Origin of the sequence: Tunturibacter gelidoferens, assembly GCF_040358255.1 — a bacterium.
Lineage (GTDB): Bacteria > Acidobacteriota > Terriglobia > Terriglobales > Acidobacteriaceae > Edaphobacter > Edaphobacter gelidiferens.
Map to the genome: position 1 here is coordinate 378,484 of NZ_CP132938.1, position 25,409 is coordinate 403,892.

The window sequence follows — 25,409 nt, forward strand, 5'->3', positions numbered from 1 at the left end:
GTATTCTGAGCGTGTCGAGAGAGGTGTGTCAAGCGATCAAAGGTCGTAGAAAAACAGGGGTACCAAGCAGGTACTTCGTTAGACAAACGTTCTCTGAATGTGGTTACGAAGGAGTGAATGTCGGATGGACAACAGACTAATTTGGACGGCGTGGACGACTTGCTGACTTGGTGCCGGTGGGTTGCCGGCGGGGCTTCGAGAACCTTTTCTTTGCAGGAGATTTAAGCTGCGCGAACTCGGGCGTCTTCTTTTTGGGGACGACTTTTTTGCCCTTCGCTGCGCGGTCGAGTGCCGTCACTTCGCCGAGAGTAAGCTCTCGGAACTCGCCTGGCGGGACGTCGAGACGAAGTGCACCGTAACCGATGCGGCGGATCTTTTCGACGTGGTGGCCGATCTCTTCGAACATCTTTCTGATCTGGCGATTGCGGCCTTCGATGAGGGTGAGCTCGTACCAGGGGTTGTCGCCGCCACGAACGAGTTCGACTTTGGCGGGGGAGGTGATGATGCGGTCGCGACGGCCGCTGCGGACCTCGTCGAGACGACCACGGTCGATCATGATGCCGCGGCGGATCTGGTCGAGACCTGAGGCAGGCGGGGTTCCGCTGATCTTGACGAGGTAGGTTTTTTCCACTCCAGCTGCGGCCTTCGAGAGCGCGTTGGCGAGGTTGCCATCGTTGGTCATCAGGATGAGGCCTTCGCTGAGATAGTCGAGGCGGCCTACGGGGTAGAGGCGAACGTTGTCGCCATGTGGGCCGGACTTTTGTTTCGCCATAAGTTGCATGACGGTGGGTCGCTTCTCGGGATCGTCGAGCGTGGTGACGTAGCCGCGCGGCTTGTTGAGCATGTAGTAGCGTTGCTGCTCGGGGCCGTGAAGGAGCTTGCCGTCTACGCGGATGTGATCTTTGAGTGCGTCGTGGCGGGTGCCGAGGGTGTTGACGATAACGCCGTTGACCTGCACGCGACCTTCGAGGATGATCTCCTCGGCTTTGCGGCGGCTGGCGATACCTGCCTGCGCAAGGATCTTCTGGAGGCGGTCGCCTTTGGGTTCTTCGTTGGCGTCGGGTTTTGGGGCGGAGGTGGACTTCGTCATGTGTTTCCGTCTTTCTGACTGCGGGGCTGCTCATCGCGGTCTGTGCTGCTGGTTTGATTGTATCGCGCGGAACATACGAGGCCGCGCGCCGATGGGCTCTGGGCTTCAGGGCTGCTGCGACTGGCCGCGTCGGAGGCCGCGGGCTTGACCGCGAAGATGTGATCGTCTCTGCCCTACTCTGTGGCATAGAGGCGGACGATGTAGGAGATCTGATAGAGGACGGACAGGGTAAGAAGCGTTAGCTGCGTTCGCCGATTTTTGGTGATCATCGCGATGACACAGACGACGAGATAGGCGGCGATTCGAATCGGATACTCGAGGCCGAAGGAGTGGAGATAGGCTGCGCCTTTGAGGCTGGTGTCGATGATGTCAGCGAGGAAGGTGGCAGCGAGAAAGCCGAAGAACCACCTGCGCCGGGAGAGGAAGTAGTCTTCGTAGCCGGTGTAGTCCGCGAGGTCGGATGGAAAAAGCAGGGTGCTGAGGAAGTAGAAGAGGATCGCGTAGAGGATGACAAAGAAGTAGATCGCGAAGGTCCACTGCTGCACCATGGCAAGACGAAACTCCCACCACCAGAAGTGAATGATCCAAAGCAGAAGCGATGCGGCCCAGCCGAGATGAAGGAGGGATGCTTTGGCGCGCTTGGGATGCTGGACAAACTGCGCGAAGCCTTTGAGCAGGGTTGTAATACCCAGGCCTACGATGATCGAGATGACGACTTTGACGTGCGAATAGAGTTCGGGATTGGGTTGCGTGGGTGTTGCGGTCATCGAGGCAATCATGAAGTACCTGCGGGCCGGAGGCGAGCGACGTAGCAGACTACGGGAGACGAAAGGTGATGCCGTAACGATCGTATTGCGTGAAGCTGCTGCCCCCAATAACAGCAACAGCGTACCAGAGGTGTTCGCGTTTCAGCGCGTCAGGCTGGGCTTTTCTTCGTCCGCTAGATCTTGCGTCCGCTAGATCTTGTTGGTGTCGATGAAGCGGGTTCGCTGCATGCCCCTTGGGGCCGGTTTGAGGGGCGCGTCGGGCAGATCCTCGGCGTCGCCCTCCGGGGTGGCCACGGTGTCTGGCTCGTGGTCTTCCGGACTGTCGGGAGAGTCGAGCGGATCGGGGTCAGGGTCGAGGCTGGAATGGGTCATTAACCCTCCTCAGAGTCGTGCCCTTGCTCGCTTTGGATCTCAGCGTCGAGGGCGGGAGAGTCTTCGCCGTCGACGACCTGGTCGGTGTCGTAGTTGGGGGGCAGGCCGGAGAGTCGCGCGTCGACGATGGCTTCATCGGCTACAGTCTCGCCGGTGCTCTCGCCTTCGTTGCTGTCGCCGTCGGCCTGGGGTTCGGTCTGGTTCTTCTCTCGTTCGAGGTCGCTTGCGGATTCGGGTGCGTGATGCTCCATGGGGATCTCCTCCTGCTCGGACAGCTCGCCGGCCATCTTCTCAAACTCTTCGATGCTGGGAAGCTCGTTAATGTCTTTCAGGCCGAAGCGGAGGAGGAAGTCCCTGGTGGTTTTGTAGAGGATGGGTCGGCCGATGACCTGTTTGCGACCCGCGGTGGCGACGAGCTTGCGGGTCATTAGAGAGCCGAGAACGCCGCCGGAGTCGACGCCGCGGATCTCGGAGACCTCGGGAGCGGTCACGGGCTGTTTGTAGGCGACGACGGCGAGGGTCTCAAGGGCCTGGAGCGAGAGCTTCAGCGGCGGCTTGAGGGATTTGACGAAGCCGCGGACGGCGTCGTGGTACTCGGGCTTGGTGGCGAGGCGGTAGCCGCCGGCGACCTCGCGAATCTCGAGTCCACGGTCGGAGGTAACGTAGTCGGCGATGAGCTCATCGAGGATGGTGCGGAAGTATTCGCGGAGACGGCGCTCTTTTTCTCTGGCATCGCGGGCTAGCTTCTTGTCGTCCTTGTCAGCGGGCGCGGGTTCGGCGGAGGGCTCGCTTCCCTGCTCTGTTGCGGCCGATGCCTCGAATGTCTGTGGGACCTCATGCCCGTCGGACTCGACTGGAACTTCAAGGTCATCCGACGAGCTCATGGCAGCGGCATCTGCTGCTGCGTGTTCGCGCAGCGCACGGGCGTGGGCAGCTTCCTGCACGGCGGCTTCGTGGAGATGATGCTCGAGCGCTTCGGCATGACGTGCCTCGAGCGCTTCCTGCGTCTGCTCTTCGACCTGAGACCCGGATTCGTCCGAAGCAGGACCAGCGAGCACCTCGCTGTTGAGATCGTCTTCGTCAATGGCGCGCGACGTCAGAGAGGAGTCGGCTCCAACAGCGTCGAGCGCTAGAGAGTGCTGAGCGGAGTCGAGGTGGTCGAGCTCGGCCTGGGCTTCGTGGCCGAGGAGGCCGGCGAGCTGGGCCAGCGTTACTGGTTCTTCTGAGGCGTAGATGACGGCTTCGATCTTTGCTTTAAGGCTCATAGTCTCGTTGGAGTACTTCTAAGCATACCAACGCCAGGGTGATCCTCCCTACGATGCGGATAAGTCGTTGTAAAAGACCGAGTGGGCGGAGTTGGAGGCGTATCGAAGTGGCCGCGAGCGGGGTTCGAGCGGTCATCAAAAGAGAAGGCCCGCTGCTTTGCGGGCCCTCTCTTCTGTTGCGCTACGTGAAGAGTTATTTCGCCACCAGATTGAAGACCCAGAAGAGGCAGCCTGACAACAGCGCCGCAACCGGGAGAGTGAAGACCCATGCCAGGGCGATATCCCGCAGCGTGGACACCTGCAGGCCACTCTTATTTGCAGCCATGGTGCCAGCCACACCTGAGGAGAGTACATGCGTTGTGCTTACCGGCAGACCATATTGGTCTGCAGCAAGAATGGTCAACATGGCAACGAGTTCGGCCGACAGTCCCTGCGCGTAGGTCAGATGGGTCTTGCCGATCTTTTCGCCGACCGTAACCACGATGCGCTTCCAGCCGATCATCGTTCCGAGACCAAGCGCGAGGGCGACAGCGACCTTGACCCACGGCGGAATGAACTTCGTCGAGTTGTCCAACATCCCCTTGTAGTTCTTGAAGATCTTCTGGTCGCCGTCGCTGACCTTGGGACCGTACTTCGGCATCAGGCGGAGCGTCTCGCTGGTGAGATACATCTGGTTGCGAACGTTGGACTGCATACCTGAAGGCACGGCACCGAGAGACTTGTACTGGGTGGCTTCATTGCGGATGTCGCCCACCATCTCCTGCAAGGCAAGCATGGTGTGCGGGCTGAACTTATGGGTGCTGACGAAGGATTCGAGTTCGGGAGCACTGTCGGCGACTGTCGTGTTGGGATCAACGTAGTTGCCGATTGCTCCGATCACCTGTTGGGATACGGCTGCGAAGGTCTGAACCTGGTTGACGCCCACGGTGTGGTTGAGGGCGTAAGCCGTAGGCACCGTGCCGACGAGGATCAGCATGATGAGACCCATGCCCTTCTGGCCATCGTTCGAGCCGTGGGCAAAGCTGACGCCGGTGCAGGTGAGCACCAGCAGAGCGCGGATATAAAACGGCGGTGGCTCGGCACCCTTGGGCGCTTCGTAGAGACGTGGATCCTTCAGAACAGCCTTCAACAAGAGGAAGACCAGAGCCGCGCAGCCGAAGCCAACCAAGGGCGAGATGAGCAGCGCCTTGAAGACTTTGGTGACCTGCTCCCAGTCGACGCCGCTGACGCCGCTGGTGCCGTGCATCAACTGGTTCGCAACACCGACGCCGATGATCGAACCGATCATGGTGTGAGAGCTCGATGCTGGAAGACCCTTCCACCAGGTGGCGAGGTTCCAGAGGATGGCCGCGATCAGAAGCGCGAAGACCATCGCAAAACCGGAGCCTTTGCTCACCTTCAGGATCAGCTCGACGGGCAACAACGAGATGATGGCGAAGGCAACGGCACCCGAACTGGTCAGCACGCCGATGAAGTTCCAGAGGCCGGACCAGACCACCGCTACGTGCGGTTCGAGCGCGTGGGTGTAGATGACGGTCGCGACCGCATTGGCTGTGTCGTGGAAGCCGTTAACGAACTCAAAGCCGAGCGCGATGAACAACGCCAGACCCAGCAGGATATACGGGAAGGCTGAGCCTTCATGGACAGGTAGAAGATCGGAGTAGAGACGGTTGGCAATGTAGCCTAGACCGCCGATCAGAAGGACGCCAAAGATAATGGCGCCGATCTTTCCTGGCGACGATTTTCCCATCTTCTGGTCAAGTAATGAGCCGGTGGGTTGGATTACAGGAGTGGCCATAATGGTTTCGCCTAGGATTCAAGATGAGTGCGTGAGGCTGACGATAGGCTCGGTTTGCGAATGCAGTGTTACAGAGACGTGAAACATAAGTTCTTTTGACCCGTTCAACGTTAAGACCCCTGTTGGGGCGAGCGGTCGAGGGATGGGTAATGGCTCACTGTTTGCAAGAGTTTGCAGTGCCGGGACTTTTGGTCGATTGGCAACTAGTCCTTCCCGGACGGCGGGCCCTAACTGCCGGGGCTTGTAACGGAAGCGCTGCGATTAGCACCATTCCCTCGAAACGGCGGTAGACCGCCTTTTAGGATTCCGCGGAGCTACAACTATCGTTCGTCACCGCAGTCAAAAATCAGTACTATAATTCAACTTTTCGAGGGTCATTCCCATGAAACGTCCTGCACACTGGCTCAGCGCCTCGGCCGCTCTCCTCGCAGTCACCCTTTTTGTGTGTCCAAAACCGGCAGCTGCCGACTCCTACACGATCTTCGATCTGGGCGATGACAATGGCCGGGGTATCTATGGCCTGGACACCGCCGGTGCTGTGGTGGTCTTCCAGGACAACTCGTGCGGTCTTGGGAGCTTTACCTGTTACGTGACCTATGTCGACGGCGTGGCGGGAGCCCCTAGCGCCACGCCTCCGGACCTTGTTTATGACGACGGGACTCCGTGCAGTTCCACCCCGGTGGGCTTCAACGCTTCAAAAAAGGTCTGCAATCACGGCCTCGTTGGATTGGGAACCTTGTACAACCCTAATGGCGACATGAACGGGACTTACATCGGGTCGGGAGATAACTTCCAGTTCCTTCACGGCGGTTCGGCCGACCAGGTCTTTCTCAACTCGGTCGGTGACTTCGCCTGGACCGATGGGCAGAGTGAACAGATCTTCGAAGCTGTCGATACTTCCATATCGCCGATTCCCGAGCCGGGCAGCCTGTTGCTGGTGGGGACAGGTCTGCTATGGTTCACCGCCGCTGTTCGCCGCAGAGCGAATCGTTAGGTGGGAGTGCGCCCTGCGCGGGCGGTGGTCACTTCGTGACTTGTATACCCCTTCGGTTGGCGCTCCCGTTGGTCGTGAGCCATCTTTCTTTCCGACCAACGGGAGGACCTGCGGCGTTCGTTCCACCAGGACCGGTACACACGTCACGAAGTGACCGCCGCCCGCGCAGGGCGCCCGTCCGGCAGGACGGATAGCGTTAACGCCAGTCGTCGCGGGCCTGAGCCTGATCGGTAAAGACCTGGTCGAAGTTCTCAGTCTTCTTGATGAGAATGTCGCCCTGAGGGTCCGGCTGGTGAAGTAACACCGCCTGCAGACGCACCAGTTCCAACATCGCCAGGAACATGCAGATGAGCGCACGTTCGGTGTGCGTGTTGTGGAGCAGGCGCTTCAGACTGACAGGCTTGTCTTCCATCAACAGACGGCGTTTGACGTAGTCGATCATCTGGGCGACGGTGACGGATTCCTCGTCGACGTTGAGGATGGGGCGTTCGCGAAGACGGATGAGGATGTCTTGAAAGACGCGAACCAGGTCGACGGTGTCGGCGGCAATCTCGCGGTCCTCATCGAGCGTGGGGGCGCCCGCTTCGCCGATGTCGCGGCGGAAGTTTCTCAGGCCGGAGTTGGTCCAGGTGGCCTCTTCAATCTGCTGTTTCTGTAAGAGCATCTGCGCAGCGGCTTTGAAGCGTTCGTGCTCGAGGAGACGCTCGACCAGCTCGCGGCGTGGGTCTTCGGGGTCGCCGCTGAGAACGTCCGAAGGATCGCGGGGAAGCAGCGTCTTCGATTTGATGTGGATCAGCAGCGAGGCCATGTAGATGAACTCGCCTGCCGCGTCTACGTCGACCTGCTTGAGGTGATGCGTGTACTCGAGGAACTGGCTGGTGATCCGGGCGATGGGAATGTCGTAGATGTCGATGTTCTGCTTGCGAATCAGGTCGAGGAGAAGATCGAGCGGGCCGTCGTAGACCTGCCCTACCGTGACGGAGAAGGGCGACTGCGACGCTTCTTCCTTCTCCCTGTCCTTATCTTTGGCGATACGCTTCGGATCGGGTGGTGGGGGCGGGACAGGCGGATGCTGAAGCGCGAAGGGCTCGCCGACCTCGGAAGCCGCTGGATCGATCACCTCAGGCGAGGCGACGGTTATCGCCGAATCGGCCGCAGCTTCTGAGCGTGAGTCTTCGGAGACTACTTCAGCCGACGGGGCGACGGTCTGCTCTTCGGGCTTTGCCTCTTCGGCGGCGGTTTGGGGAGGTAGGGTTTCGTCTGGCATGGTTGTTATTCGAGGCCGATGGCCTGGCGGACGTGCTGGAGCGTCTGGATGGCGCGGTGGCGGGCGCGAGCAGAGCCGTCCCATAGGATGGCGTCGACCTGGCCGGGGTCAGCTTCGAGGGCGCGGCGGCGCTCCTGGATCGGAGCGATCTCGCGGACGATCGCATCGGCGACCCAGCCTTTGCACTCGATGCAGCCGATGCCTGCAGTGGTGCAGCCTTCGCGAACCTTCTGCTGGGTCTCCTCAGTGGAGAAGACTTTGTGCAGATCGAAGACGGGGCAGATGTCTGGATTGCCGGGGTCGGTACGGCGGATGCGCGCCGGGTCGGTGACCATGGTCTTCAGCTTGGCGCGAAGGTCCGCCTCAGGCTCAGAGAGCATCAGGGTGTTGCCGTAGCTCTTGGACATCTTGCGGCCGTCAAGACCGGGGAGTTTGGGGGACGGAGTGAGGAGAACCTTGGGCTCGGGCAGGATGCCGGTTACGACGGCATTAGCGGAGAGCTCTGCGGTGAGAATCTCCTTGTCGGAGTGGTCTTCGCGGGCCTTCTCGATGGCGGGCGTTGGCTGCGAGCAGTAGAGGGCGTTGAAGCGGCGAGCGACCTCGCGGGTCAGCTCGACGTGCGCAACTTGATCCTGTCCGACGGGGACGTAGTCAGGTTGGTAGAGGAGGATGTCGGCGGCCTGCAGGAGGGGGTAGCCGAGGAAGCCATAGGTGTTCAGGTCCTTCTCGCGGAGCTGCTCCTGTTGGTCCTTGTAGGTGGGGACGCGCTCGAGCCAGGGTAGCGGCGTGAACATGCTGAAGAGGGTGAACAGCTCGGCGTGCTGGGGAACGTGCGACTGGATAAAGACGGTGCAGACCTCGGGATCGAGACCGGCGGCCAGAAAATCCAGGGCTACGTCCCGGATGCTCTGGCGGAGGGCTGTGGGGTCCGCGTAGTCGGTGGTGAGGGCGTGGAGGTCTGCGATGAAGAAGTAGCAATCGTACTGCCGCTGGAGCTGGACCCAGTTGTAGAGCGCGCCCATGTAGTTGCCGAGGTGAAGACGGCCGGTGGGTCGCATGCCGCTCAGGACGCGGGGACGTGAAGACGTCAGGGAGTCGTTGGTATTTTTAGTCATTGCGATCAAGAGCTAAGGGTAAATGATTCGGGCCGACAATGGCGGAGCGCCCTCTGGCAGGGGCAACCTTGTTCCGCAAAAGAGCAGGCAGCGAAAAATAGTTGAGATTCGTGGCGTATTTTTCAGATTCGGGAAACAGCCGTCAAAGCACCACGTTTACCACGCATCCCACCACGATTACACCAGCAAAAAACCACGCTCAACCATCGGCTTTTTCCAAAACACCCTACAAAAATGCCCGGAAACCAAAGAAACCCCTCCTTGTAGCGGCCCCATATTTTTCCCAGAGATCCGCTCTACAAAGTGAAAAGAATGTGGTTGAAGGTGTTCAGCAGCGGTGTGAAGAAGACGCTGAAGATGAAGCTTCCGCCCACCAGAAAGAGGATCATTAGGCCGAACATGCCGATGCGGTCGTAGACCTGGAGGACTTTGTAGGGAAGGAAGTGCCGCAGAACGTGGCTGCCATCGAGCGGTGGGATGGGAATCAAGTTGAAGACGAAGAGCAAAAGGTTGATCAGGATGACGAAGTAGAGAAAGAGCGCGATGGGAAAGAGCGCTGGCAGATTGTCGGTGGCGATGCCGGGGATATGTGAGGCGAGCGCCATCGCAGTGCCGATCGCAAGAACACCGCCGGGGACAACGTGTTTGATGAGAACGAGCAAGATGAGCGCGACAGTGGCTGAAAGCAGGTTGCTGGCAGGGCCCGCGAGAGTTACGAGGATGTCGTCGCGCCTGTAGTTCTTGAAGTTGCGGGCGGTAACGGGGGTCGGCTTCGCCCAGCCTATGAGGGGCCAATGATAGACCAGAGCCAGCAACGGCATCAGGACCGAGCCGAACGGGTCGAGATGCTTGAGAGGGTTGAGGGTGACGCGTCCGAGCATCTTGGCAGTGGGGTCGCCGAGACGCCATGCGGTCCAGGCGTGGGCGGACTCGTGGATGCTGAAGGCCAGGACCAGAACGACGACCTGAAAGACGATGAGGACAACTTCCTGATTCATACAGGCTCAAGTTTACTGAAGATCGCGTGAGAAGACCGTAAAGATGGAGTACTGCGTTGAAGCAGTCCTCTCTCGCAAAAGACAGCAATAGAGGACTGAAAGCGCTCTGTAGGCGGCAAATCTGTGGGCGGCCGGTGCGTCTAGAGCGTTTCGGCGGCCAGTTGAGTGGCCTGCTTGCGGATCTTTGCCTTCGCCGGGATGCCGACTGAGACGGTCTCCTGGGGGACGGGTTTGGTGGCGAGTGCCATCGCACCGAGCATGGCGTCTTCGCCGATGTTGGCTCCGGCGAGTACGGTGGCGTGGTACGTGATGCGGGCGCGGGGGCCGAGCTCGGTCACCTTGTTGGTGATGTTCGATTGGTTGTTGATGTCGTGGGTGTGCGAGTAGACGTTGGCGTAGTCGGAGACGCTGGTTCCCTCGTGCAGGATGATCTCGCCGCGGTCGTCGAGCAGAACGTTCTTGTGGATGGTGCAGGAGTCTTCGATGGTGAGGTTGTAGCCGTAGGTGAACTCGACGTTGTGGAAGATTTTGACGTGCTTGCCGAGATGGCGGAAGATGTGGCGGCCAAGCATGCAGCGGAAGCGGAATCCCAGCCAGTGGTTCAGGCCGAGAGGGGAGCGGTCGAACATCTGCCAGAACCAGATGAGCGGCTTGCGGATGGCGTATTGCTCGGCATCGACGTCGCCGTAGTACTCGGGTTCGAGTGTGATGTTGCGGGGGTCGAAGCTCTCGGAGAGGCAGTACATGGCGAGTTCGCTATTGAGGACGGCTTTGATGTGTCCGCCGTGGGGTCGGCCGAAGTAGATCTGGTAGAGCTCGTCACGGACGACCTCGGAGCGGCGGTCCGGCGACTGCTGCCGGGTGAACTCGTCGTTGAGTTTGGCTAACCAGCGACGGTAGAGGGCTTCAGCTTCGGGAGTGGGTTTGAGTTCGCGGTACGTGTGGATTGGCATGGTTCCCTCGCTGTCTTTCGTCCGGTGGAGGACTGGCGAATCTTTGGTTCGCCTATTCTATGGCGAAGACGGCATAGACGGTTGCGGTTTTTTCGATCTGGCGTGGGTTGATGGCGAGAGGGGCCACGTCGGCCTTTGCCATGGCAGGAGCGGCCATGGCGCGCATGAGCGGACGCGGTGGCTCCGCCTGGGTTTCGTTGCTGGCGTAAAGGAGAGCGCCAAGGCTGGCGTTGAGGCCTTTAGCCATCTCACCGGCTACGACGCGGGCGCGCTGGAGTGCCTTGGCTGCGGCTTCGGACTGGGGAGCGTTCTCGTCCTTGAGGCTCCAGTCGATCTGTCCGGATTGATTGGCTCCGGCTTTGACGGCGAGATCAAGCACTTTAGCGGCTTCGTTGGCGTTTGTCCGAACGGTCCAGCTTTGCGTGACCTGGAACTTGCGCTGGGCCTTCTCTGCTGGCGTGAGCTTGTCGATTTGGTACTCCTGCACCGGGGAGACGTTTTGGTTTTCGCTCTCGATGGAGTCGTTGGGAACGCCGGCGGAGGTTAAAGCTTTGACGATGGCGTTGGAGGTGCGGGAGCCGGCGGCGTAGGCAGAGTCGCTGTCGGGACCGTAGGCGATGAAGCCGATGTGGAGGGTGGCGACGTCGGCGAAAACGATGACCTTGTCCGTGGCTGTGATCGCAATGGTGCGATTCTCCTTGTTGACCTGGATGGTCTGGGCTGAGGCTGTTGTGACCAGGAAGGCTGCGGACAGGGCGATGGAGGCGCGGCGGAGGATGCTCATTGATCTTCTCCTGAGGAGTTGAGTAGGTCGGCCAGGGTAGGTTTGTGTTTGGGACTGGCAGCCAGCTTTTGCTTGGGGTCGGGCAGGACACGCTCAGAGGGTGGAGTGCCTACACGCTCTCGGGCGTTGGCCTTTACCGCCTTGACTTTGGAGAAGACCTGCTTTTTGGGCTTGCTCATCGGTTTTCCTTCCCTGGGTCGGTCCGGGCTCATGGCCCCTGCGTGATTATGCATGACTCTTGCTTGTAAGGGGGCTTCTCAGGCAGGATTGCAGAGGGGAATCGAACCGCAGTTTGGGATCGAAGACCGGATGAGGTGTTGGATGGAAGAGCGGGACTTTTTTGATGAGCGGGCAGAGCAGCGGACCCATGTGATGACGTGTCCCCACTGCGGACAGCAGGGGGAGTACCAGATCGAGTGGGTGGTGCGAAGGAAGAAAGCGCAGCTTCCGAGAGGTGCCGATGATCGCGACCGGGCGCGTTTTGCGAAAGCTCAGAGCTACATGGTCCGCCGCGATGACCCGATGGGCTGCAAGAACGTCCGGTGCCGCAAGCGGTTCGACGTCGTGGGGATTCAGTCGGTGGCTTTCATTTAGCCGATCACTGCGGCTCCTGAGTACTGATTTGGGCTACCGGCAAAGACTTTTTTCGTGGGCTGGGATGATCCGCGCAGGCTGTGATTTAATACAAACTTAGACTCACGCTCCAGGAGCCCTGCTTGGCTCGAGCTGGAATTTGAACAGGAAAGACCCGGGAGACCAAGAACGCGATGGCGAATACACTGCTTCCAATCGAAGAACGCAATTTGACGCCGGATGACGTAGAACGGCTGGATAAACGCCGCCGTCGTGGCCAGCTTTTTCTAGTGCTCTGCTTGCAGAGCCTGATTGTGGCTACCCTGCTGACCTTGTGGAGCGGACAAGACCTGACCTTGTCGCCGGGTTGGGCGCATCCCGTCGTTTACTGGAATGCGATCACCTTCGCCGCTGCGCTGGTCTTCGGCATTGTGGGAGTTCGCTTGAAACGTGGCAGCAACGAGTTTCTCAGCTACTAAAACGTCAAAGTGCACAACTCTCGTGTTTTCTGCGCGATTTAAGAGTTAAGCATCACAAATGCTGTTGTAACGACCGAGATGCTGATATTCTGCGCGTTAGAATTGGCCAACGCGGGACACCAGCTGCGATTGCCTTTTCTATTCAGATGTGTCCCCGGTTGCAGAGCTGTGCAGCGGCAGAAGCCGCATTCCGGGAAGATCCACACGTGCTACGACAAAAATATGAATTACAAAACTAGTGCGCTGTTGCGCGTGGCTCAAGCGCAATCGTCTGGGTCAACAAATGATACTGCTGAGTTTCCGATGATACTGATTCGCTTTCTGACCCATTGCATCTAAAGTTTGTAGCGAAATGAAGTAGTTGGCATCCAGGTACGTCTCTTGATGATTGGCGATGGAAATACCGCGATTCTGGAGTTGGAGGAGCAGGCTTTTCAGGCTCCGGGTAGGCTGCGAGATAAGTTTGCCAGGTCTATTACAGACTTGCGCGTCTCGGTAACTGATCGCTGCAACTACAAGTGCGTCTACTGCCGCACGGGCAACGAAGGAGCCCAGTTCACCGAACTCTCGATTGAAGATTACCTGAGAATGGTTCGTGTCTTTGTCTCACTTGGAGTGGAAAAGGTAAGGCTGACCGGGGGAGAACCCCTGCTGCAGTCGGGCCTGGTGGAGATGGTTCGCCAACTGGCTGACATGCGGACGGCATTTTTCCCCGATGGGAGCTTTGCCGGCGAACTCGGCGATCCGTTGGATATCGCCCTGACGACGAACGGGCATTTGCTGGAGGGACTGGCTCAGCCTCTGAAGGATGCGGGGCTGAATCGCGTAACTGTCAGCATGGATGCTGTGGATGCAGAGACATTTAGCGCGATTACGCGGGTTCCGCGGAGCTATGAAAAGGTGTTGTCTGGGATTCGTAAGGCGCAGGCCGTGGGACTGGGACCGGTCAAGGTGAATTGCGTGCTGCTGCGCGGGTTCAACGATGGACAGATTGAACAGTTTGCGGAGTTCTCGCGGCAAGAAGGAGTCATCGTCCGATTCATCGAGTGGATGCCCCTTGAGGAAGATCGAAGCTGGAAGAGGGAGTCCGTCGTTTCGATGGACGAGATTGTGGAGCGGTTGAATGCGTTCCGTCCTCTGGTGGAATTGGCTCCGCATGCGGCTAGCGAGACGGCGAAGCGGTTCACCTTTGACGATGGCTTGGGAGAGATAGGGATTATTGCACCAGTGTCGCGCCCCTTCTGCGGGCAGTGCAGCCGAGTGAGGTTGACGTCAGACGGAAAGATTAGGACTTGTCTGTTTTCGCAGAGCGACCACGACTTATATGGCGAGATGCTGCGAGGCGGAACAGATGAGGAGCTGGCAGCGTATATCCGCAGGATCGTGATGCGGAAGGAAGCACGTCATCACATTGGTGAACCAGGTTTTGAAAAGCCATCGCGCAGTATGGTTCATATCGGCGGGTGAGTAGCGCTGTCTTTGTGCGTTTCTGTCGCGAACTTTTGTTGAATTATTGCGGGAGCTATGAGAGGCTGATATGTAATATGTGCAAAAAAATGCACATACGGTACGGGGACAGCGATTGAAGGACAGGCGGCAGTTTGAAGTGATCGAAAGTCGTCAAATGGATCACCTTCGAGTGTTCCATGACGTTGCGCGCGCGCTGACTTCGAGCCTTGAACTGGAAGAGATTCTGGGGGCCATCATGAATAAGATGGCCCAGTTCTTCGGACCTGAGCGCTGGTCGCTGTTGATGGTGGACGATAAGTCGGGCGAACTGTATTACGCGATCGCGGTGGGAGAGAATGCCGAAAGTTTGAAGGGATTGCGGGTACCGCTGGGCGAGGGAGTTGCAGGTTGGGTGGCGTCGACGGGAAATCCTCTGGTGGTGCCTGATGTGGCGCTTGATCCGCATTGGTCAGCGTTTGCCAATAAGCATCCTGACCTGAAGATCCAGTCGATCGCCTGCGTGCCGGTTCGCTCCGGGGATAAGACACTGGGCGTAATTCAACTGCTGAACAGCAAGCTGGATTTGCTGTCGGAGCACTCGATCTCGTTTCTAAGAATTCTGTGCGATTACGCTGCGATCGCGATTCAGAACGCGCGGTCCATGACTTTGATTCAGGAGCTGACCATCACGGATGACGTGACGGGACTTTTCAATGCTAGGCACCTGTACACCATGCTCGAAGAAGAGGTGGCTCGGGGGCAGGTATTTAGTCTGATGTTTGTCGATCTGGATCACTTCAAGTCGGTAAATGATACCCATGGCCATCTGATTGGAAGCCGGCTCCTGGCGGAGATTGGCGGGTTGATGAGACGCAGCCTTGGTCCGAACAATGCGGCTTTTCGCTATGGCGGGGACGAGTTTGTCGCGTTGCTGCCGGGGATGGGGAAGGCAGCGGCGAGCGGGACCACGATGGCACTGTGCGAAGATCTGCGGTCGGCGCGCTTTCTGGAGGGAGCAGGGCTTTCGCTCAGTCTCTCGGGAAGCTTTGGGCTGGCAACCTATCCTGAGGACGGAAATACGGTTCAGACGATTCTGCGGGCTGCTGACACGATGATGTATGAGGCCAAGGTGACGCGCGACAATGTTGCGGTAGCAGGCAAGGGTATGATCGGACGCGCAGAGACAGCCAGATCCGTCAGCGGCTCACGGCGGGAAGTTTCGGGAATGTTTCTCGAGCGCGACTCCATTCCCCGCAACTAGGCAATTCCTGACTAATATTCTTTTTCTGCGGGGGCTAGCCGGGGCCGCGGTGTTCGAGCGTGACACCCCGACGGGGCTCGGGCTTTAGGACGTCGCGGTTTTCGGGGGAGACCGGGTGCACGCCGAAGTCCCAGACTCCCAGGTTGACGGCTTTGTCTGAGAGGACTTCCATGAGGGCAAATTCACCGAAGTCGAGCGGTTCCTTCGGGGTGATTTTTAGCCAGTGTCCTCCGGGTAGCAGCTCTGTGGCGGTTTCGACTACGTCTTCTTGGTGCTGTACCCCGCCGAGGAGGCCGATGCGGAAGCTTGCGATGACCCGGGCCCCCTTGCGGACGTCGGCGCGGACGATGACGTAACGGCTCGTGGGGGAGCCACCGGCGGGGTCGTTCGCGGCGTGGCTGGTGGCTCCGTGGGTGTCGACGGTCAGGGGCGTACCGGCTGTCGAGCCTACGCTCTCGTCGCCGATGCGGAGGTAGAGGACGGGGTCTTTGACATGGAGCTGGATGGGCGAGGTCTCGCCTTTGAGCTCGACGATCTGGTGGGAGGCTGAGAGGGGGTTGACGGCAGCCTTGAGGAGGTTGTGTCCGGTGTTTCGATTGAGGTCGCTGTCGGTCTGGGCGAGGGGGACCAGCTCCGGGGTGCCGCGGTAGGTGTCGAGGGCGAGGGTGCTGTCCTCTTCCGGGAGGCGGAGATCCTTGGCGACCTCCGGAGTGAGGGCGGCGCGGTCGGCCTCTTCTTTGAGGAGTTCGGGGTCGATGGCGGGTGGCTGGGGGTTGTCGGCGGTTGCGGTGGGCTGAGAGTGCTGGCGGTCCCAGCGCTTGGTGGCATCGAGGTCTACGAGGTTGAGAGGGATCTCCTCTTCGGCTCCGCCGCGCTCGGCGCTGACGTAGTGGACCACGCTGCCGACGATGCGGTAGCTCATGATGATCTGGTAGCTGCCATCCTTGAGGATGAGGCGGGTGCGATGTGGCGCCGAGTTATCCGGCTCGAGCGCGGTGGTGTGTTGCTGCAAAGCGTGGAGAGATTGTGGCGCGCTGATGGTGGCGGCGAGGAGAATTGCGGCGAATTTTGTGGTGCGGCGGGGATGATCCATCTTGTGATTCCACAGTTTAGACGCAGGCTCGAGTTTGTCGGAGTGGGGCCATCCCCCTCCCCCCGGGGGGTGGGGGTATCTTGCGGCGAAGTCTATTATTTTGTCTAACTTGCGGGAGGGTAGTGGCTGTAAAATATTCCACCCAAAGGACTTACTCGCAAAATATTCAAAATCAAAGAGTTATGGCTGCCTTACGCAAAGAAGCCTCGGCAAGACCCGAGGCGGACCGTCTAGATCCATTATAGCGGGCGGGATGGGTGTATACGCCACACGAATCGGCCCGTCTGGAGCGGGTTTTATGCAGTCAGGGGCTTGACAGGTTTTTCGGCGCTCGAGGCCGTCGATGCGACCTGACGATCTCGCGAGATTCTAGCACAGGTGGTTTCTGGTCTGAGTGAAATTAAGTAGTGGATTAATTTCCTGTTTGCCCGTTAACCGCCCACAACACAACATCTTGGACGCTTCTCCGACGGTGCTGCTCGGTAGGCGCATCGGCGAATTGTCGCTAACTGCGGCACACGATCATCAGCATTCCTTTCCAGGTCGCTGGATAGTTACTTGTTGACCGTTATGCCGCCTCGATTGTTTCTGTTTTAAAACTGTCGCAATGTGACCCGATGTCGCCCCCTATACCTCAAGGCCAGCTTTGCGGAGGCCGACGATCAGGTGTTCGACCATATCCGGTTGCCACCAGATCGCTAACTCCTCGCGGGGAAATTTGGCAATGTCGGGCCTCTGAATCAGAAGAGTCTGCAGGGCCTCGTTCGCTGCCGCCTTTCGGCCGAGTTGCCCGGAGCTCGCAGCGATAGCGAGTTGAGTGCGCCAGAAGCCAGGCATATTTACCTTGTGGGCAAAATCCAGTGACGTTTTGTATTCGCCTTTGCGATATGCTTCGAAGCACGGTACAAACCAATACCAACCAGGATGGTGAGGGTTCAAGCTTCGGGCCTTTGCTGACAAGTCGCCGCCACGCTCCCAATCGCCCGCGTAAGCAATTAAAAACCCGAGGTATGCAAGCGTGAATCCATCCATCGGATTGAGAGCAACAGCCCGCGCCGTCGCAATTCGGAAGGAATCCAGCTCCTTGCGAAAGAACTCGACGGACGCCAGCGCATGATAAGCGAGATGATTCGAAGGCGCTCCTTCCACCGCACGCTGCGCGGCCGCGAGAGCCCTGCCGAGGGGATCCGCAAGAAGATTGAATCTATGCGTGAACTCTTCCTTGTAGAGGAGCGACAACATCGCCCAGGCATCAGGATAGTTCGGCGCTTGTTGGACCGCGCGTTCCAGTGCCGCTCTCGCTGGACCATGTTCCTTGGCACTGACGCGCTGAAAATGTGCGAAGCTGCGAAGCACCGCTTCGTACGGGCTCAGCCTGGACGGATCCATGGTACGGAGTGCCTCACTCATGCTGCGCGTCAGAACGCCATGCGTATCTGCGATGGTCGACACAATCTGCGGAACGACGTCATCAAATAAATCATACGCAGTCTGTGAGGAAAAGGGCCGATCATACGTTTCGGCCCAGAGATGAACTCCTGAATTGCAATCGATCAACTGCGCTGCGACGCGCACTCTCGCGCCTGCGTGACGAAGGCTGCCTTCGATGACGTAGCGTGCTCCAAGCTCCCTGCCAGCCGCTCGCACATCGACCGACTTGCCGGCGTATTGCAAAGTGGAGCTGACCGAAATGACGCGAAGATAGGAAAAACGAGATAGCCCGGTAACGATCTCCTCGATCAGCGCGGTGGCACGATCAGCGAGGTCAGCATCGGCGTCGCTCAGTTTCAATGGCAGCACAGCAATCCAGAAGCCATCGTCGGGCCGAGAGCGCGAAGTGTTCTTCATCCGGCTCCTGGAGTGCACACTGGCATCAGCAGATTGTGTCTTCGTCTCCAAGTCAGCGCTTCCTACAACAGCGATGAATCGGTACCCACGGCGGGATAGCGTTTCAACAAAACGCGGCCTCTCCGCGGAATCGGCCAGTGTCTCGCGGATCTTGTTGATCGCAGTGTTCAGGTTGTGGTCGACATCGACGAACGTGTCCGGCCAAAGCCGCCGTTGCAACTCCTCTCGGCTGATCACTTCGCCCGGCCGCTCCAGCAGAATGGCCAAAACGGAAAATGGCTGACCCGTCAGTTTCAGCTTTCGCCCCGACTTCCACAGCTCTCCCGTTCGAAGGTCAACTTCGAAGATTCCAAAGCGGACTCGCTGAGAGGGATGGGAGGTATCGTTCACAGTTCGCGCCCTTCCTCCTCGGTCCGGCTGTGTCGGCATCGCATCAGTCTAGTCCCCCGGACGAAGCGCGAGGAAATTACTCCGGCTAAAGCACTTAACGATTGACTTTCTTTTGACCTTCCAATGACCCGCCATGCATGGAACCGGCTCCGTGGAAAGGCTAGAGTTTCCTACAGATTGCTGGGGACGCGACTGAAGACCGACGGGTTTTCGGCGTTGCCGGCTGACTAAAGGAGAGATCAATGAGGGACTCAATGACTGGATCGAATCGTATTCGCAACATCGTAGCCATAATGGCCGCAGCGGGCATGCTATGGATGGGATCCACTCAACTTGTGCAAGCGCAAACTGAGGCAAATGTTGGGGGAGACTCTTTGCGTGACACGACTTGCTCAAAAGCCGATGTAGCAGGAGAGTGGGCATACACCGAAACGGGGACGGTCATCCCTGCAACAGGCGCGGTTCCCTTTGCCGCCGTCGCGAGATACACCCTCGACGCCAAGGGAGATCTGTCGGGAACGGCGACGAGCAGCTCGGACGGTAACCTAGCAAACGTCACGCTCAAGGGGACCGGCACAGTGAACGCTGACTGCACCGGCACACTCACCGTCGGCGTCTACGCATCGGGAACCCTGGTCCGCACCGCCACCTTCTCCATTGTCTATGTGGACAAGGCGCGAGAGGGTCGTGCGATTGTTACGTCGCTTGTACTCGCTAGTGGCGCCACCGTGCCGGCGGTGCTAACTGCTAACGCAAAAAAGCTCTTCCCTGAACTGCCGCATGAGCGATGAGGGATACAAAACTCCTCTGCGATCACCAGGAGCCTGTCGGACTCAGGCAGGCTCCTCTAGCGCGTCGGAGGTGAGCCGAGTGGTGCCTCGTTCTTCCGGGACACGAGAATGAGACCGGTCCGGACATCCGCTACCTGATTGCTATCGACATTCTGCGCATTCATGAAAGTCGGCCAGTCTTCACCGAAGCGCCCATTCCGAAACTCAATTGGCGATATCAGGAGACCTAGCACGCATTGAAGCCCGATATTGGTTGCTTCTTCTGGGTTCCGGGTGTGTAGTCGGCAATCCGGAAGTCGTCCTGCAGCTAATCGCTTGCGGTCTGCCTGGAACCGGGAGGCATAAGATTGGAGGCAGAGGTATTCCGATGCTATACAAGAAAATCAGTGTGGAAGTGATCGTCGTTGCCGATGAGGCCGAGGCCGTTGTCGCGGAGTTGAACGCCGCACTCGATGGGCTGGAAGCGAGCCACACACTCTTCGGTGGTGGGATAGAGACCGTCGCTTTCGAGCATCCGGGAAAACGAAGGAGATCGGCACTCGCACACACGATCGCCGCCGGTGAGACGGTCGCTGATGCTCTCAAGACCGCACGTGCAGGCATGACGGTTGCCCTTCGCGCAGTTATCTGATGTAGGCCGTCCCGCCAAGCGAAGGCCCATAGAACACGTTGAGAAGCTCGGAGCGGACGAGCCCTGCCTGGAAGATCGCTCCGAGAGCGGAGAGGCGCTCAGCAACGCAAAGCCTTGTCAATTGGAGCCCCGTCCGATTCGCACGAAACGTCTCGAATGGAGCTCCATGCTGAGAGGATTCACTAAGCAAAGGAATCAGCGTTCGTCGTTCATCGTTCGTCCTGGCCCTTCGGATGCGGGATGCATGGATTGGTTCGCGGGCCACTGGTGTTCTGACCGAAGAACCAATACAAGTTGGAGGTGCCATACTGCGCATCGCCGCCAAAAGTATTGAAGTCCGGGTTTGTGAAGTTCCCGAAGACCAAGGTGCAGTTTTCTCGGTCATCGTAGCGGTCGTCGTTGCCTCCGTTCTTTGTTATCGCGTAGAAGGGATAGAACTGTGCGCCCACTGGCGGGACGACGCAGCCGACTCCGTTCGGTTTGCAGGTGCTTTCTGAGGCTGCGACATCGGTCTCGATCTGAATGATTGGAAAGGGCTGGTCGTATTTGCCAGTATCGTCAGACGGACTGAGTGGGCCGATGCCGCCACCTTTGACAGACTGGATTGCAACCGAAGTGGCGTTGTTGCGCGTGCCATCTGGCCAGTCGAACAGGTAGGAGCTACCGTCAAAATCGATGTCCCCTCCTGTGGCGAAGTTTAAGCAGCCAGCGACCGTGGGTCCTGGAAAGCACGGCGCGTCGTCGGAATCGTTGTCGCCATGGGCGCCGGGGGTGAAGTGACCGAGTTCCATGGAAAAATTGACATTGGCTTGCAGTGCGGCCCAGGAAGTAAAGTTGCCAAACTTCGCAGTGTCGAACTCAGGGTGGAAGCTGAAGTTGGTCCCGACGCAGGTGTTCGGATTCGTGGTCTGGTAGCCGTTGTGGGCGCTGGCTACCATGAACCCGGACTGACCCGTGGTGAGATCCTGGATCATCGTCATCACGCCTCCCAGGACATCTCCGGGTACGTCCAGGATGGTGACCCGCAGCCGGTCGCCCTGGTTCATCAGCAAGGTGCGACTGTTTGGAATGTAGCTCGCGTTGGTCATAGTGTTGGGACCGGGCGGCCCGATAGGAATTCCATCGGTCTGGATGAACGCAAAGTTCGTAGTCTCAGTGCAATTGGGATTGAGATCTCCGTTATCCATCGTTTCGAGGCTGTTGATGTGCAGCGACGCACACCAGTGGGTCAGGTCACAACTGATCTGGGTGATAAAGGGGGGATTGCCGGGGGGATAGAACTGCATCTCGAGGAATGCAGACCCAGCAGAGGTGGGATTGTTCTTGTCGCTATCCGGGATGCAAGGCCCGCGCACAAAACCTGAATTAGGATCGCAGAGCGCCATGGAGAGCCAGAACGTGATGAAGTTCTCGAAGGACTGAGTAGCCGGCACGGGGCGTTCACGCGGCAACGTGAACTCCCATTGCACATTGTTACCGGAGTGAGGAACCGTGGAGATGAAACCGACACTCGGCTCGTCATGCCCGATGTAATAACCGTTGTCGTAGCCCCGTTTGCCGTATTCATCGTGAAAGTCAGTGCAAGTATCCTGTGGTCTGAGTGGTTTTTGAATTTTGCTATGGCCATTACAGTCCAGGCCGCCGATGGGCTTGAACGACTGAGCTGATGAAGCTGACGAGAAGATCAACAAGCTCAGCGCCGCGTTAACGAGAAGCATTCTGCGTACTACGGACATGGCAAACACCCCGCTCTGTGAATTAAGAAGCCGGTGGCCCAAGGTCGGTAATTGGTATAGCACCGTAGATACCGACCGTCAATTCTGCGGAACACTTAGTTAGAAATTAATTCGCGAGGCCCCGAACGATGGGCCGAGCCAAGCTGTAGCGCTGAACTCGTCTGACGTGTGATTGACGCTGAGGAGATCGCCTTCCCTAGTGGTCAGCACGGCAATTCGTCTAAAAACGGATGAAAAAAAGACAGTCTAGACAGTGTCTATGGATCAGGTTAGTAAACGGGAATTGATATTGCGAACATTCGTTGACTCTGCTAGACGACCAGTCTATTATTGATTAGCTATGGGCACTGCACCGCCCTCAACTCGCGATCATCTGCTTGCGGTGGGGCTGGAGCGACTTCGCTCGACCGGCTATACCGCGACCGGGGTGAAGGAGGTTCTTGATCTGGCGAAGGTTCCCAAGGGCTCGTTCTACCACTACTTTCCGAGCAAGGAGGAGTTTGCCGTGGAGGTGTTTCACCTTTACGCAAAGGGCGAGGCGGAGCGATGGGAGCGGGTACTTGGAGATCGCAAGGTTGCTCCGTTGAAGCGGCTGCGGCGGTACTTTGAAGAGCTGATCTCGGTGTTTGGACAACGCGGAGAGATCAGTGGATGCCTGGTGGGGAATCTCAGCCTCGAGGTTGCGGACCACAGCCCGCGGTTGCGGTCAGAACTGAAGGGGGTCTTTGCGGTCTGGCAGAAGAGCGTTGCCGATGTGCTGCGTGAGGCGGCGGAGCGGGGAGATCTGGCGAAGGCTACGGATCCGGACGCTTTGGCGGGGTTTCTGTTGAACAGCTATGAGGGGTCGTTGATACGAATGAAGGCGGAGAAGAGCGACAGGCCGCTTGAGAACTTTCTTCACTTTGCGTTTGATGTGTTGCTGAAGAAGTAGGCTGACCTGCGCTTGAGTCTGGTGAGGAAGATGCCCTGGGCTGCCCACGGTAACGTTCCGCGGTAAGTGTGGGCTATGATCGAGTCGATCGCGCGCTGACTATGTTTCGGCGATAGTGACTACGATGCGAACTGGGATGCAAACTCGCTTCACCTTGTTTATTGTGGCTCTTGCCATGCTGTCGGCGGTGGACTTCGCGCAGGTAGGCCATTACGGCACCTCCGAGAAGTTGGGGACGGTGATCTTCAGCACGTCATGCAGCAGCGCAGTGCAGCCGCAGTTCAATCGGGCGGTGGCGCTGATGCATTCGTTTCAGTTTGCGAGTGCGATTGAAGCGTTCCATGCGATTCTTGGTAGCGATCCGTCGTGTTCGATGGCTTACTGGGGTATCGCATTGAGCGACTGGGGCAATCCCTTCGCTACGGGCCTCAAGTCGCAGGCTCAGCTTGATGCGGGTCTGAAGGCGGTCGAACAGGGGCGAGGATTGCATCCTAAGACGGAACGTGAGCGTGCCTATCTTGAGGCTGTGGCGCGTCTCTATACCGACACAGCGACTGTCGATCAGCGCTCTCGCAAACTGGCGTATGAGAGCGCGATGGCTGCTGTCAGCGCTGCTAATCCTGAGGACATTGAGGCGGCCATCTTCTATGCGCTGGCTGTATCCTCCGCCGCGGATCCGACTGATAAGACTTATGCCCGGCAACTGAAGGCCGGCGAGATACTGGATCGCCTGTACGTTCAGTATCCCGATCATCCTGGGCTGGCGCACTACATCATCCACACGTATGACGTTCCACCGCTGGCTGCACGGGCGGCTGGAGCGGCGCAGCACTATAGCGAGATTGCGCCTTCAACTCCTCACGCGCTGCATATGCCCTCGCATACGTTTACGCGAGTGGGAGACTGGCAGGCTTCGATTGACGCTAATGTTGCCTCTGCGGCTGCTGCACGCAACGCAGGACAGCCGGCGGACGAGTTGCATGCGAGCGATTATCTGGAGTACGCCTATCTGCAGACGGCCCAGGACAATGCATCGAGGCGTGTGGTGGAGTCGGCTGATCAGATTTTTTCGCGCTTCGATCCGAAGATGCAGATTGGTGGAGCGGGCGGGGCAACGGCGGCCTACTTTGCGAGGGCGGCGATCCCTGCTCGATACGATCTGGAACGGCGGGACTGGGTGAACGCTGCAAAGCTCCAGCCGCTGCCAAGTCCGCTTCCTTACACCGAGGCCATGACCTACTTTGCCCGAGGCCTGGGGGCTGCGCATTTGAAGGACACTGCGGCTGCACGTGCTGCAATCGATGCTCTGGCGCAGTGTCGCGACCGGCTGAACACGATGAAAGAGAGCTTCTGGGCGAATCAGGTGGAGATTCAGCGATTGGAAGTTGTTGCATGGCTGGCGTCTTCGCAGGGACAATCCGAGGACGCATTGGCCGGAATGCGCAGAGCTGCCGAGATGGAGGACGCGACCGAAAAGAGTGTGGTTACGCCAGGGCCACTCGCTCCGGCACGCGAGCTGCTGGCAGAGCTGCTGCTGGAGTCGAAGCGACCCGTTGAAGCGCTTGTGGAGTTTGAATCGACACTCAAGAGGGAGCCGAATCGCTTCTGGTCCCTGTATGGGGCGGCTGAGGCGGCGAAGAGCAGCGGCGATCAACAGGGGGCGAAGAGGTACTTCAACGAGCTGCTCAAGGTTGCCGAGCGTGCCGACCTACCTGGACGTCGGGAGCTGGTCGAAGCGCGCAGTGGCGTGTCCGGACAGGATTAGGAGAGTTAGGACGAGAAAGAAAGACTTTCTTTGCAGGAGGGAGTCTTTTTTTGAATCTACTAACCAACCGGTCTACTCTAAGTAAGCGAATCAGTTTCTGGTTCACACTTTCGCAGGGACGGAGACTTTATGACTACCTCAGCTACTTCTTCTAAAGGCACTACTCTTGGCAAGGCTCTTATCACCGGCGCATCAACGGGAATCGGTGCAGTTTATGCGGATCGGCTGGCGCGCCGCGGCTATGACCTGATCCTGGTGGCTCGCAATGGCGAGAAGCTGAAGGAGTTGGCGGCTTCGCTGACTTCGGCGACTCGCCGTTCGGTTGATGTTCTCGCGGCAGACCTTACGAATAAGGCGGATTTGCGCAAAGTCGAGGAGCGGCTACGCTCGGATCAATCGATTACGACGTTGGTGAACAATGCGGGATTTGGCGGGACGACTTCGCTGGTGGACTCGAAGATCGATGAGCTGGAGAACATGATTGAGTTGAACGTGACGGCGTTGACTCGGCTGACCTATGCGGTGGTGCCAGGGTTTCTGGCGAGAGGCAAGGGCGCGATCATCAACATCTCTTCGGTTGTGGCGGTGGCTCCGGAGCTACTGAATGGCGTGTACAGCGGGACGAAGGCTTATGTGCTGAATCTTACGCAGTCGCTGCATAAAGAGGTGGGAGGCAAAGGTATTCAGGTGCAGGCAGTGCTGCCGGGTGCTACGGCGTCGGAGTTCTGGGACCGCGCGGGGATTGGCGGGCATCAGAATCTGCCGTCAGAGATCGTGATGAGCTCGGAGGAGATGGTGGACGCTTCTCTGGCTGCGTTTGATAGCGGCGAGCTGGTTACGATTCCGGCACTGCCTGATGTTGCGGATTGGGAGAAGTTCAATGCTGCTCGTGTGGCGTTGGGACCGAACCTCTCGCATAAGCATGCGGCGAAGCGGTATGGAGTGCGCTCGTAAGAGCACTGTCCTGCCGGACGGGCCCGCTGCGCGCGGCGCGGTCACTTCGTGACTTGTATACCCTTGTCCGGGTGGGTTAGGGGCGCGGGGCCTCCCGTTGGTCGG

The 25,409-nt window shown here is 58.5% G+C and carries 24 protein-coding genes; 10 read left to right on the forward strand and 14 right to left on the reverse strand.

The features are described from left to right. Positions 1-136: 136 nt before the first annotated feature. From RBB81_RS02120 to RBB81_RS02140, 5 genes are all read right to left on the reverse strand, one after another. Positions 137-1,090, reverse strand: coding sequence for a pseudouridine synthase (locus RBB81_RS02120; protein ID WP_353072546.1), 954 nt, complete (start codon positions 1,088-1,090; stop codon positions 137-139). A gap of 173 nt (positions 1,091-1,263) precedes the next feature. After that, on the reverse strand, positions 1,264-1,869 hold the full coding sequence (locus RBB81_RS02125; RefSeq protein WP_353072547.1) for a hypothetical protein: 606 nt from the start codon (positions 1,867-1,869) through the stop codon (positions 1,264-1,266). Positions 1,870-2,046: 177 nt separating this feature from the next. Further along, positions 2,047-2,229 (reverse strand): hypothetical protein, encoded by a 183-nt coding sequence (locus RBB81_RS02130; protein WP_353072548.1) that lies wholly within the window; start codon positions 2,227-2,229, stop codon positions 2,047-2,049. Next, a complete protein-coding gene (gene scpB, locus RBB81_RS02135; protein WP_353072549.1) occupies positions 2,229-3,494 on the reverse strand; it encodes an SMC-Scp complex subunit ScpB in 1,266 nt (421 codons plus the stop codon). Before scpB ends, RBB81_RS02130 begins: the two co-directional genes overlap by 1 nt. A gap of 193 nt (positions 3,495-3,687) precedes the next feature. Further along, positions 3,688-5,292 (reverse strand): inorganic phosphate transporter, encoded by a 1,605-nt coding sequence (locus RBB81_RS02140; protein ID WP_183791419.1) that lies wholly within the window; start codon positions 5,290-5,292, stop codon positions 3,688-3,690. A gap of 382 nt (positions 5,293-5,674) precedes the next feature. On the opposite strand from RBB81_RS02140, the gene RBB81_RS02145 reads away from it, so the two are divergent. Further along, positions 5,675-6,286, forward strand: coding sequence for a PEP-CTERM sorting domain-containing protein (locus RBB81_RS02145; RefSeq protein ID WP_179586228.1), 612 nt, complete (start codon positions 5,675-5,677; stop codon positions 6,284-6,286). A 196-nt stretch (positions 6,287-6,482) separates the two neighbouring features. Here the strand turns inward: RBB81_RS02145 and RBB81_RS02150 are convergent, their stop codons facing one another. The 6 genes from RBB81_RS02150 to RBB81_RS02175 all read right to left on the reverse strand — a co-directional run bounded on the left by RBB81_RS02150 (position 6,483) and on the right by RBB81_RS02175 (position 11,582). Then, positions 6,483-7,553, reverse strand: a complete 1,071-nt coding sequence (locus RBB81_RS02150) for a segregation and condensation protein A (RefSeq protein ID WP_353072550.1) — start codon at positions 7,551-7,553, stop codon at positions 6,483-6,485. Positions 7,554-7,558: 5 nt separating this feature from the next. Beyond that, positions 7,559-8,668 (reverse strand): tryptophan--tRNA ligase, encoded by a 1,110-nt coding sequence (gene trpS, locus RBB81_RS02155; protein ID WP_353072551.1) that lies wholly within the window; start codon positions 8,666-8,668, stop codon positions 7,559-7,561. Between the two features lie 296 nt (positions 8,669-8,964). Beyond that, entirely contained in the window at positions 8,965-9,666 is a 702-nt protein-coding gene (locus RBB81_RS02160) for a site-2 protease family protein (RefSeq protein WP_353072552.1), read from the reverse strand. A 140-nt stretch (positions 9,667-9,806) separates the two neighbouring features. Next, the gene (locus RBB81_RS02165) at positions 9,807-10,619 is read right to left on the reverse strand and encodes an acyltransferase (protein ID WP_353072553.1); all 813 of its coding nucleotides are present in this window, start codon (positions 10,617-10,619) and stop codon (positions 9,807-9,809) included. 52 nt (positions 10,620-10,671) lie between these two features. Next, positions 10,672-11,403, reverse strand: coding sequence for an SIMPL domain-containing protein (locus RBB81_RS02170; protein ID WP_353072554.1), 732 nt, complete (start codon positions 11,401-11,403; stop codon positions 10,672-10,674). Next, complete coding sequence (locus RBB81_RS02175; protein ID WP_353072555.1) at positions 11,400-11,582, reverse strand: hypothetical protein; 183 nt, start codon at positions 11,580-11,582, stop codon at positions 11,400-11,402. The genes RBB81_RS02170 and RBB81_RS02175 overlap by 4 nt, the downstream gene beginning before the upstream one ends. Before the next feature lie 142 nt (positions 11,583-11,724). Here RBB81_RS02175 and RBB81_RS02180 point away from each other — a divergent pair, with 142 nt between their 5' ends. From RBB81_RS02180 to RBB81_RS02195, 4 genes are all read left to right on the forward strand, one after another. Further along, positions 11,725-11,997 (forward strand): hypothetical protein, encoded by a 273-nt coding sequence (locus tag RBB81_RS02180; protein WP_179586243.1) that lies wholly within the window; start codon positions 11,725-11,727, stop codon positions 11,995-11,997. A gap of 173 nt (positions 11,998-12,170) precedes the next feature. Then, complete coding sequence (locus RBB81_RS02185; protein ID WP_179586245.1) at positions 12,171-12,455, forward strand: hypothetical protein; 285 nt, start codon at positions 12,171-12,173, stop codon at positions 12,453-12,455. Positions 12,456-12,839: 384 nt separating this feature from the next. After that, on the forward strand, positions 12,840-13,922 hold the full coding sequence (gene moaA, locus RBB81_RS02190) for a GTP 3',8-cyclase MoaA (protein ID WP_183791409.1): 1,083 nt from the start codon (positions 12,840-12,842) through the stop codon (positions 13,920-13,922). Between the two features lie 157 nt (positions 13,923-14,079). Further along, positions 14,080-15,165: a GGDEF domain-containing protein gene (locus RBB81_RS02195; protein WP_179586249.1), complete on the forward strand. Its 1,086-nt coding sequence runs from the start codon at positions 14,080-14,082 to the stop codon at positions 15,163-15,165. Positions 15,166-15,199: 34 nt separating this feature from the next. On the opposite strand, the gene RBB81_RS02200 is transcribed toward RBB81_RS02195, so the two are convergent. Continuing rightward, positions 15,200-16,258 (reverse strand): hypothetical protein, encoded by a 1,059-nt coding sequence (locus tag RBB81_RS02200; RefSeq protein WP_353072556.1) that lies wholly within the window; start codon positions 16,256-16,258, stop codon positions 15,200-15,202. Between the two features lie 627 nt (positions 16,259-16,885). After that, positions 16,886-18,496 carry a winged helix-turn-helix domain-containing protein gene (locus tag RBB81_RS02205; RefSeq protein WP_353072557.1) on the reverse strand — a complete coding sequence of 537 codons (1,611 nt, stop codon included), beginning with the start codon at positions 18,494-18,496 and terminating at the stop codon, positions 16,886-16,888. A gap of 374 nt (positions 18,497-18,870) precedes the next feature. Here RBB81_RS02205 and RBB81_RS02210 point away from each other — a divergent pair, with 374 nt between their 5' ends. Then, a complete protein-coding gene (locus RBB81_RS02210; protein WP_353072558.1) occupies positions 18,871-19,287 on the forward strand; it encodes a hypothetical protein in 417 nt (138 codons plus the stop codon). Positions 19,288-19,654: 367 nt separating this feature from the next. Further along, positions 19,655-19,918 carry a hypothetical protein gene (locus RBB81_RS02215; protein WP_353072559.1) on the forward strand — a complete coding sequence of 88 codons (264 nt, stop codon included), beginning with the start codon at positions 19,655-19,657 and terminating at the stop codon, positions 19,916-19,918. Between the two features lie 209 nt (positions 19,919-20,127). Here the strand turns inward: RBB81_RS02215 and RBB81_RS02220 are convergent, their stop codons facing one another. After that, positions 20,128-21,636, reverse strand: a complete 1,509-nt coding sequence (locus RBB81_RS02220; protein ID WP_353072560.1) for a hypothetical protein — start codon at positions 21,634-21,636, stop codon at positions 20,128-20,130. Between the two features lie 358 nt (positions 21,637-21,994). Here RBB81_RS02220 and RBB81_RS02225 point away from each other — a divergent pair, with 358 nt between their 5' ends. The 3 genes from RBB81_RS02225 to RBB81_RS02235 all read left to right on the forward strand — a co-directional run bounded on the left by RBB81_RS02225 (position 21,995) and on the right by RBB81_RS02235 (position 25,304). Continuing rightward, a complete protein-coding gene (locus RBB81_RS02225; RefSeq protein WP_353072561.1) occupies positions 21,995-22,585 on the forward strand; it encodes a TetR/AcrR family transcriptional regulator in 591 nt (196 codons plus the stop codon). A gap of 124 nt (positions 22,586-22,709) precedes the next feature. Continuing rightward, positions 22,710-24,350 carry a hypothetical protein gene (locus RBB81_RS02230; protein WP_353072562.1) on the forward strand — a complete coding sequence of 547 codons (1,641 nt, stop codon included), beginning with the start codon at positions 22,710-22,712 and terminating at the stop codon, positions 24,348-24,350. A 129-nt stretch (positions 24,351-24,479) separates the two neighbouring features. Next, the gene (locus RBB81_RS02235; RefSeq protein ID WP_353072563.1) at positions 24,480-25,304 is read left to right on the forward strand and encodes an SDR family NAD(P)-dependent oxidoreductase; all 825 of its coding nucleotides are present in this window, start codon (positions 24,480-24,482) and stop codon (positions 25,302-25,304) included. Positions 25,305-25,409: the final 105 nt, after the last annotated feature.

Coding starts and splice junctions, on each gene's coding strand:
- RBB81_RS02120 (WP_353072546.1), bottom strand. CDS start 1,090: ATGACGAAGTCCACCTCCGCCCCAAAACCCGACGCCAACGAAGAACCC.
- RBB81_RS02125 (WP_353072547.1), bottom strand. CDS start 1,869: ATGATTGCCTCGATGACCGCAACACCCACGCAACCCAATCCCGAACTC.
- RBB81_RS02130 (WP_353072548.1), bottom strand. CDS start 2,229: ATGACCCATTCCAGCCTCGACCCTGACCCCGATCCGCTCGACTCTCCC.
- scpB (WP_353072549.1), bottom strand. CDS start 3,494: ATGAGCCTTAAAGCAAAGATCGAAGCCGTCATCTACGCCTCAGAAGAA.
- RBB81_RS02140 (WP_183791419.1), bottom strand. CDS start 5,292: ATGGCCACTCCTGTAATCCAACCCACCGGCTCATTACTTGACCAGAAG.
- RBB81_RS02145 (WP_179586228.1), top strand. CDS start 5,675: ATGAAACGTCCTGCACACTGGCTCAGCGCCTCGGCCGCTCTCCTCGCA.
- RBB81_RS02150 (WP_353072550.1), bottom strand. CDS start 7,553: ATGCCAGACGAAACCCTACCTCCCCAAACCGCCGCCGAAGAGGCAAAG.
- trpS (WP_353072551.1), bottom strand. CDS start 8,668: ATGACTAAAAATACCAACGACTCCCTGACGTCTTCACGTCCCCGCGTC.
- RBB81_RS02160 (WP_353072552.1), bottom strand. CDS start 9,666: ATGAATCAGGAAGTTGTCCTCATCGTCTTTCAGGTCGTCGTTCTGGTC.
- RBB81_RS02165 (WP_353072553.1), bottom strand. CDS start 10,619: ATGCCAATCCACACGTACCGCGAACTCAAACCCACTCCCGAAGCTGAA.
- RBB81_RS02170 (WP_353072554.1), bottom strand. CDS start 11,403: ATGAGCATCCTCCGCCGCGCCTCCATCGCCCTGTCCGCAGCCTTCCTG.
- RBB81_RS02175 (WP_353072555.1), bottom strand. CDS start 11,582: ATGAGCAAGCCCAAAAAGCAGGTCTTCTCCAAAGTCAAGGCGGTAAAG.
- RBB81_RS02180 (WP_179586243.1), top strand. CDS start 11,725: ATGGAAGAGCGGGACTTTTTTGATGAGCGGGCAGAGCAGCGGACCCAT.
- RBB81_RS02185 (WP_179586245.1), top strand. CDS start 12,171: ATGGCGAATACACTGCTTCCAATCGAAGAACGCAATTTGACGCCGGAT.
- moaA (WP_183791409.1), top strand. CDS start 12,840: ATGATTGGCGATGGAAATACCGCGATTCTGGAGTTGGAGGAGCAGGCT.
- RBB81_RS02195 (WP_179586249.1), top strand. CDS start 14,080: ATGGATCACCTTCGAGTGTTCCATGACGTTGCGCGCGCGCTGACTTCG.
- RBB81_RS02200 (WP_353072556.1), bottom strand. CDS start 16,258: ATGGATCATCCCCGCCGCACCACAAAATTCGCCGCAATTCTCCTCGCC.
- RBB81_RS02215 (WP_353072559.1), top strand. CDS start 19,655: ATGCTATACAAGAAAATCAGTGTGGAAGTGATCGTCGTTGCCGATGAG.
- RBB81_RS02220 (WP_353072560.1), bottom strand. CDS start 21,636: ATGCTTCTCGTTAACGCGGCGCTGAGCTTGTTGATCTTCTCGTCAGCT.
- RBB81_RS02225 (WP_353072561.1), top strand. CDS start 21,995: ATGGGCACTGCACCGCCCTCAACTCGCGATCATCTGCTTGCGGTGGGG.
- RBB81_RS02230 (WP_353072562.1), top strand. CDS start 22,710: ATGCGAACTGGGATGCAAACTCGCTTCACCTTGTTTATTGTGGCTCTT.
- RBB81_RS02235 (WP_353072563.1), top strand. CDS start 24,480: ATGACTACCTCAGCTACTTCTTCTAAAGGCACTACTCTTGGCAAGGCT.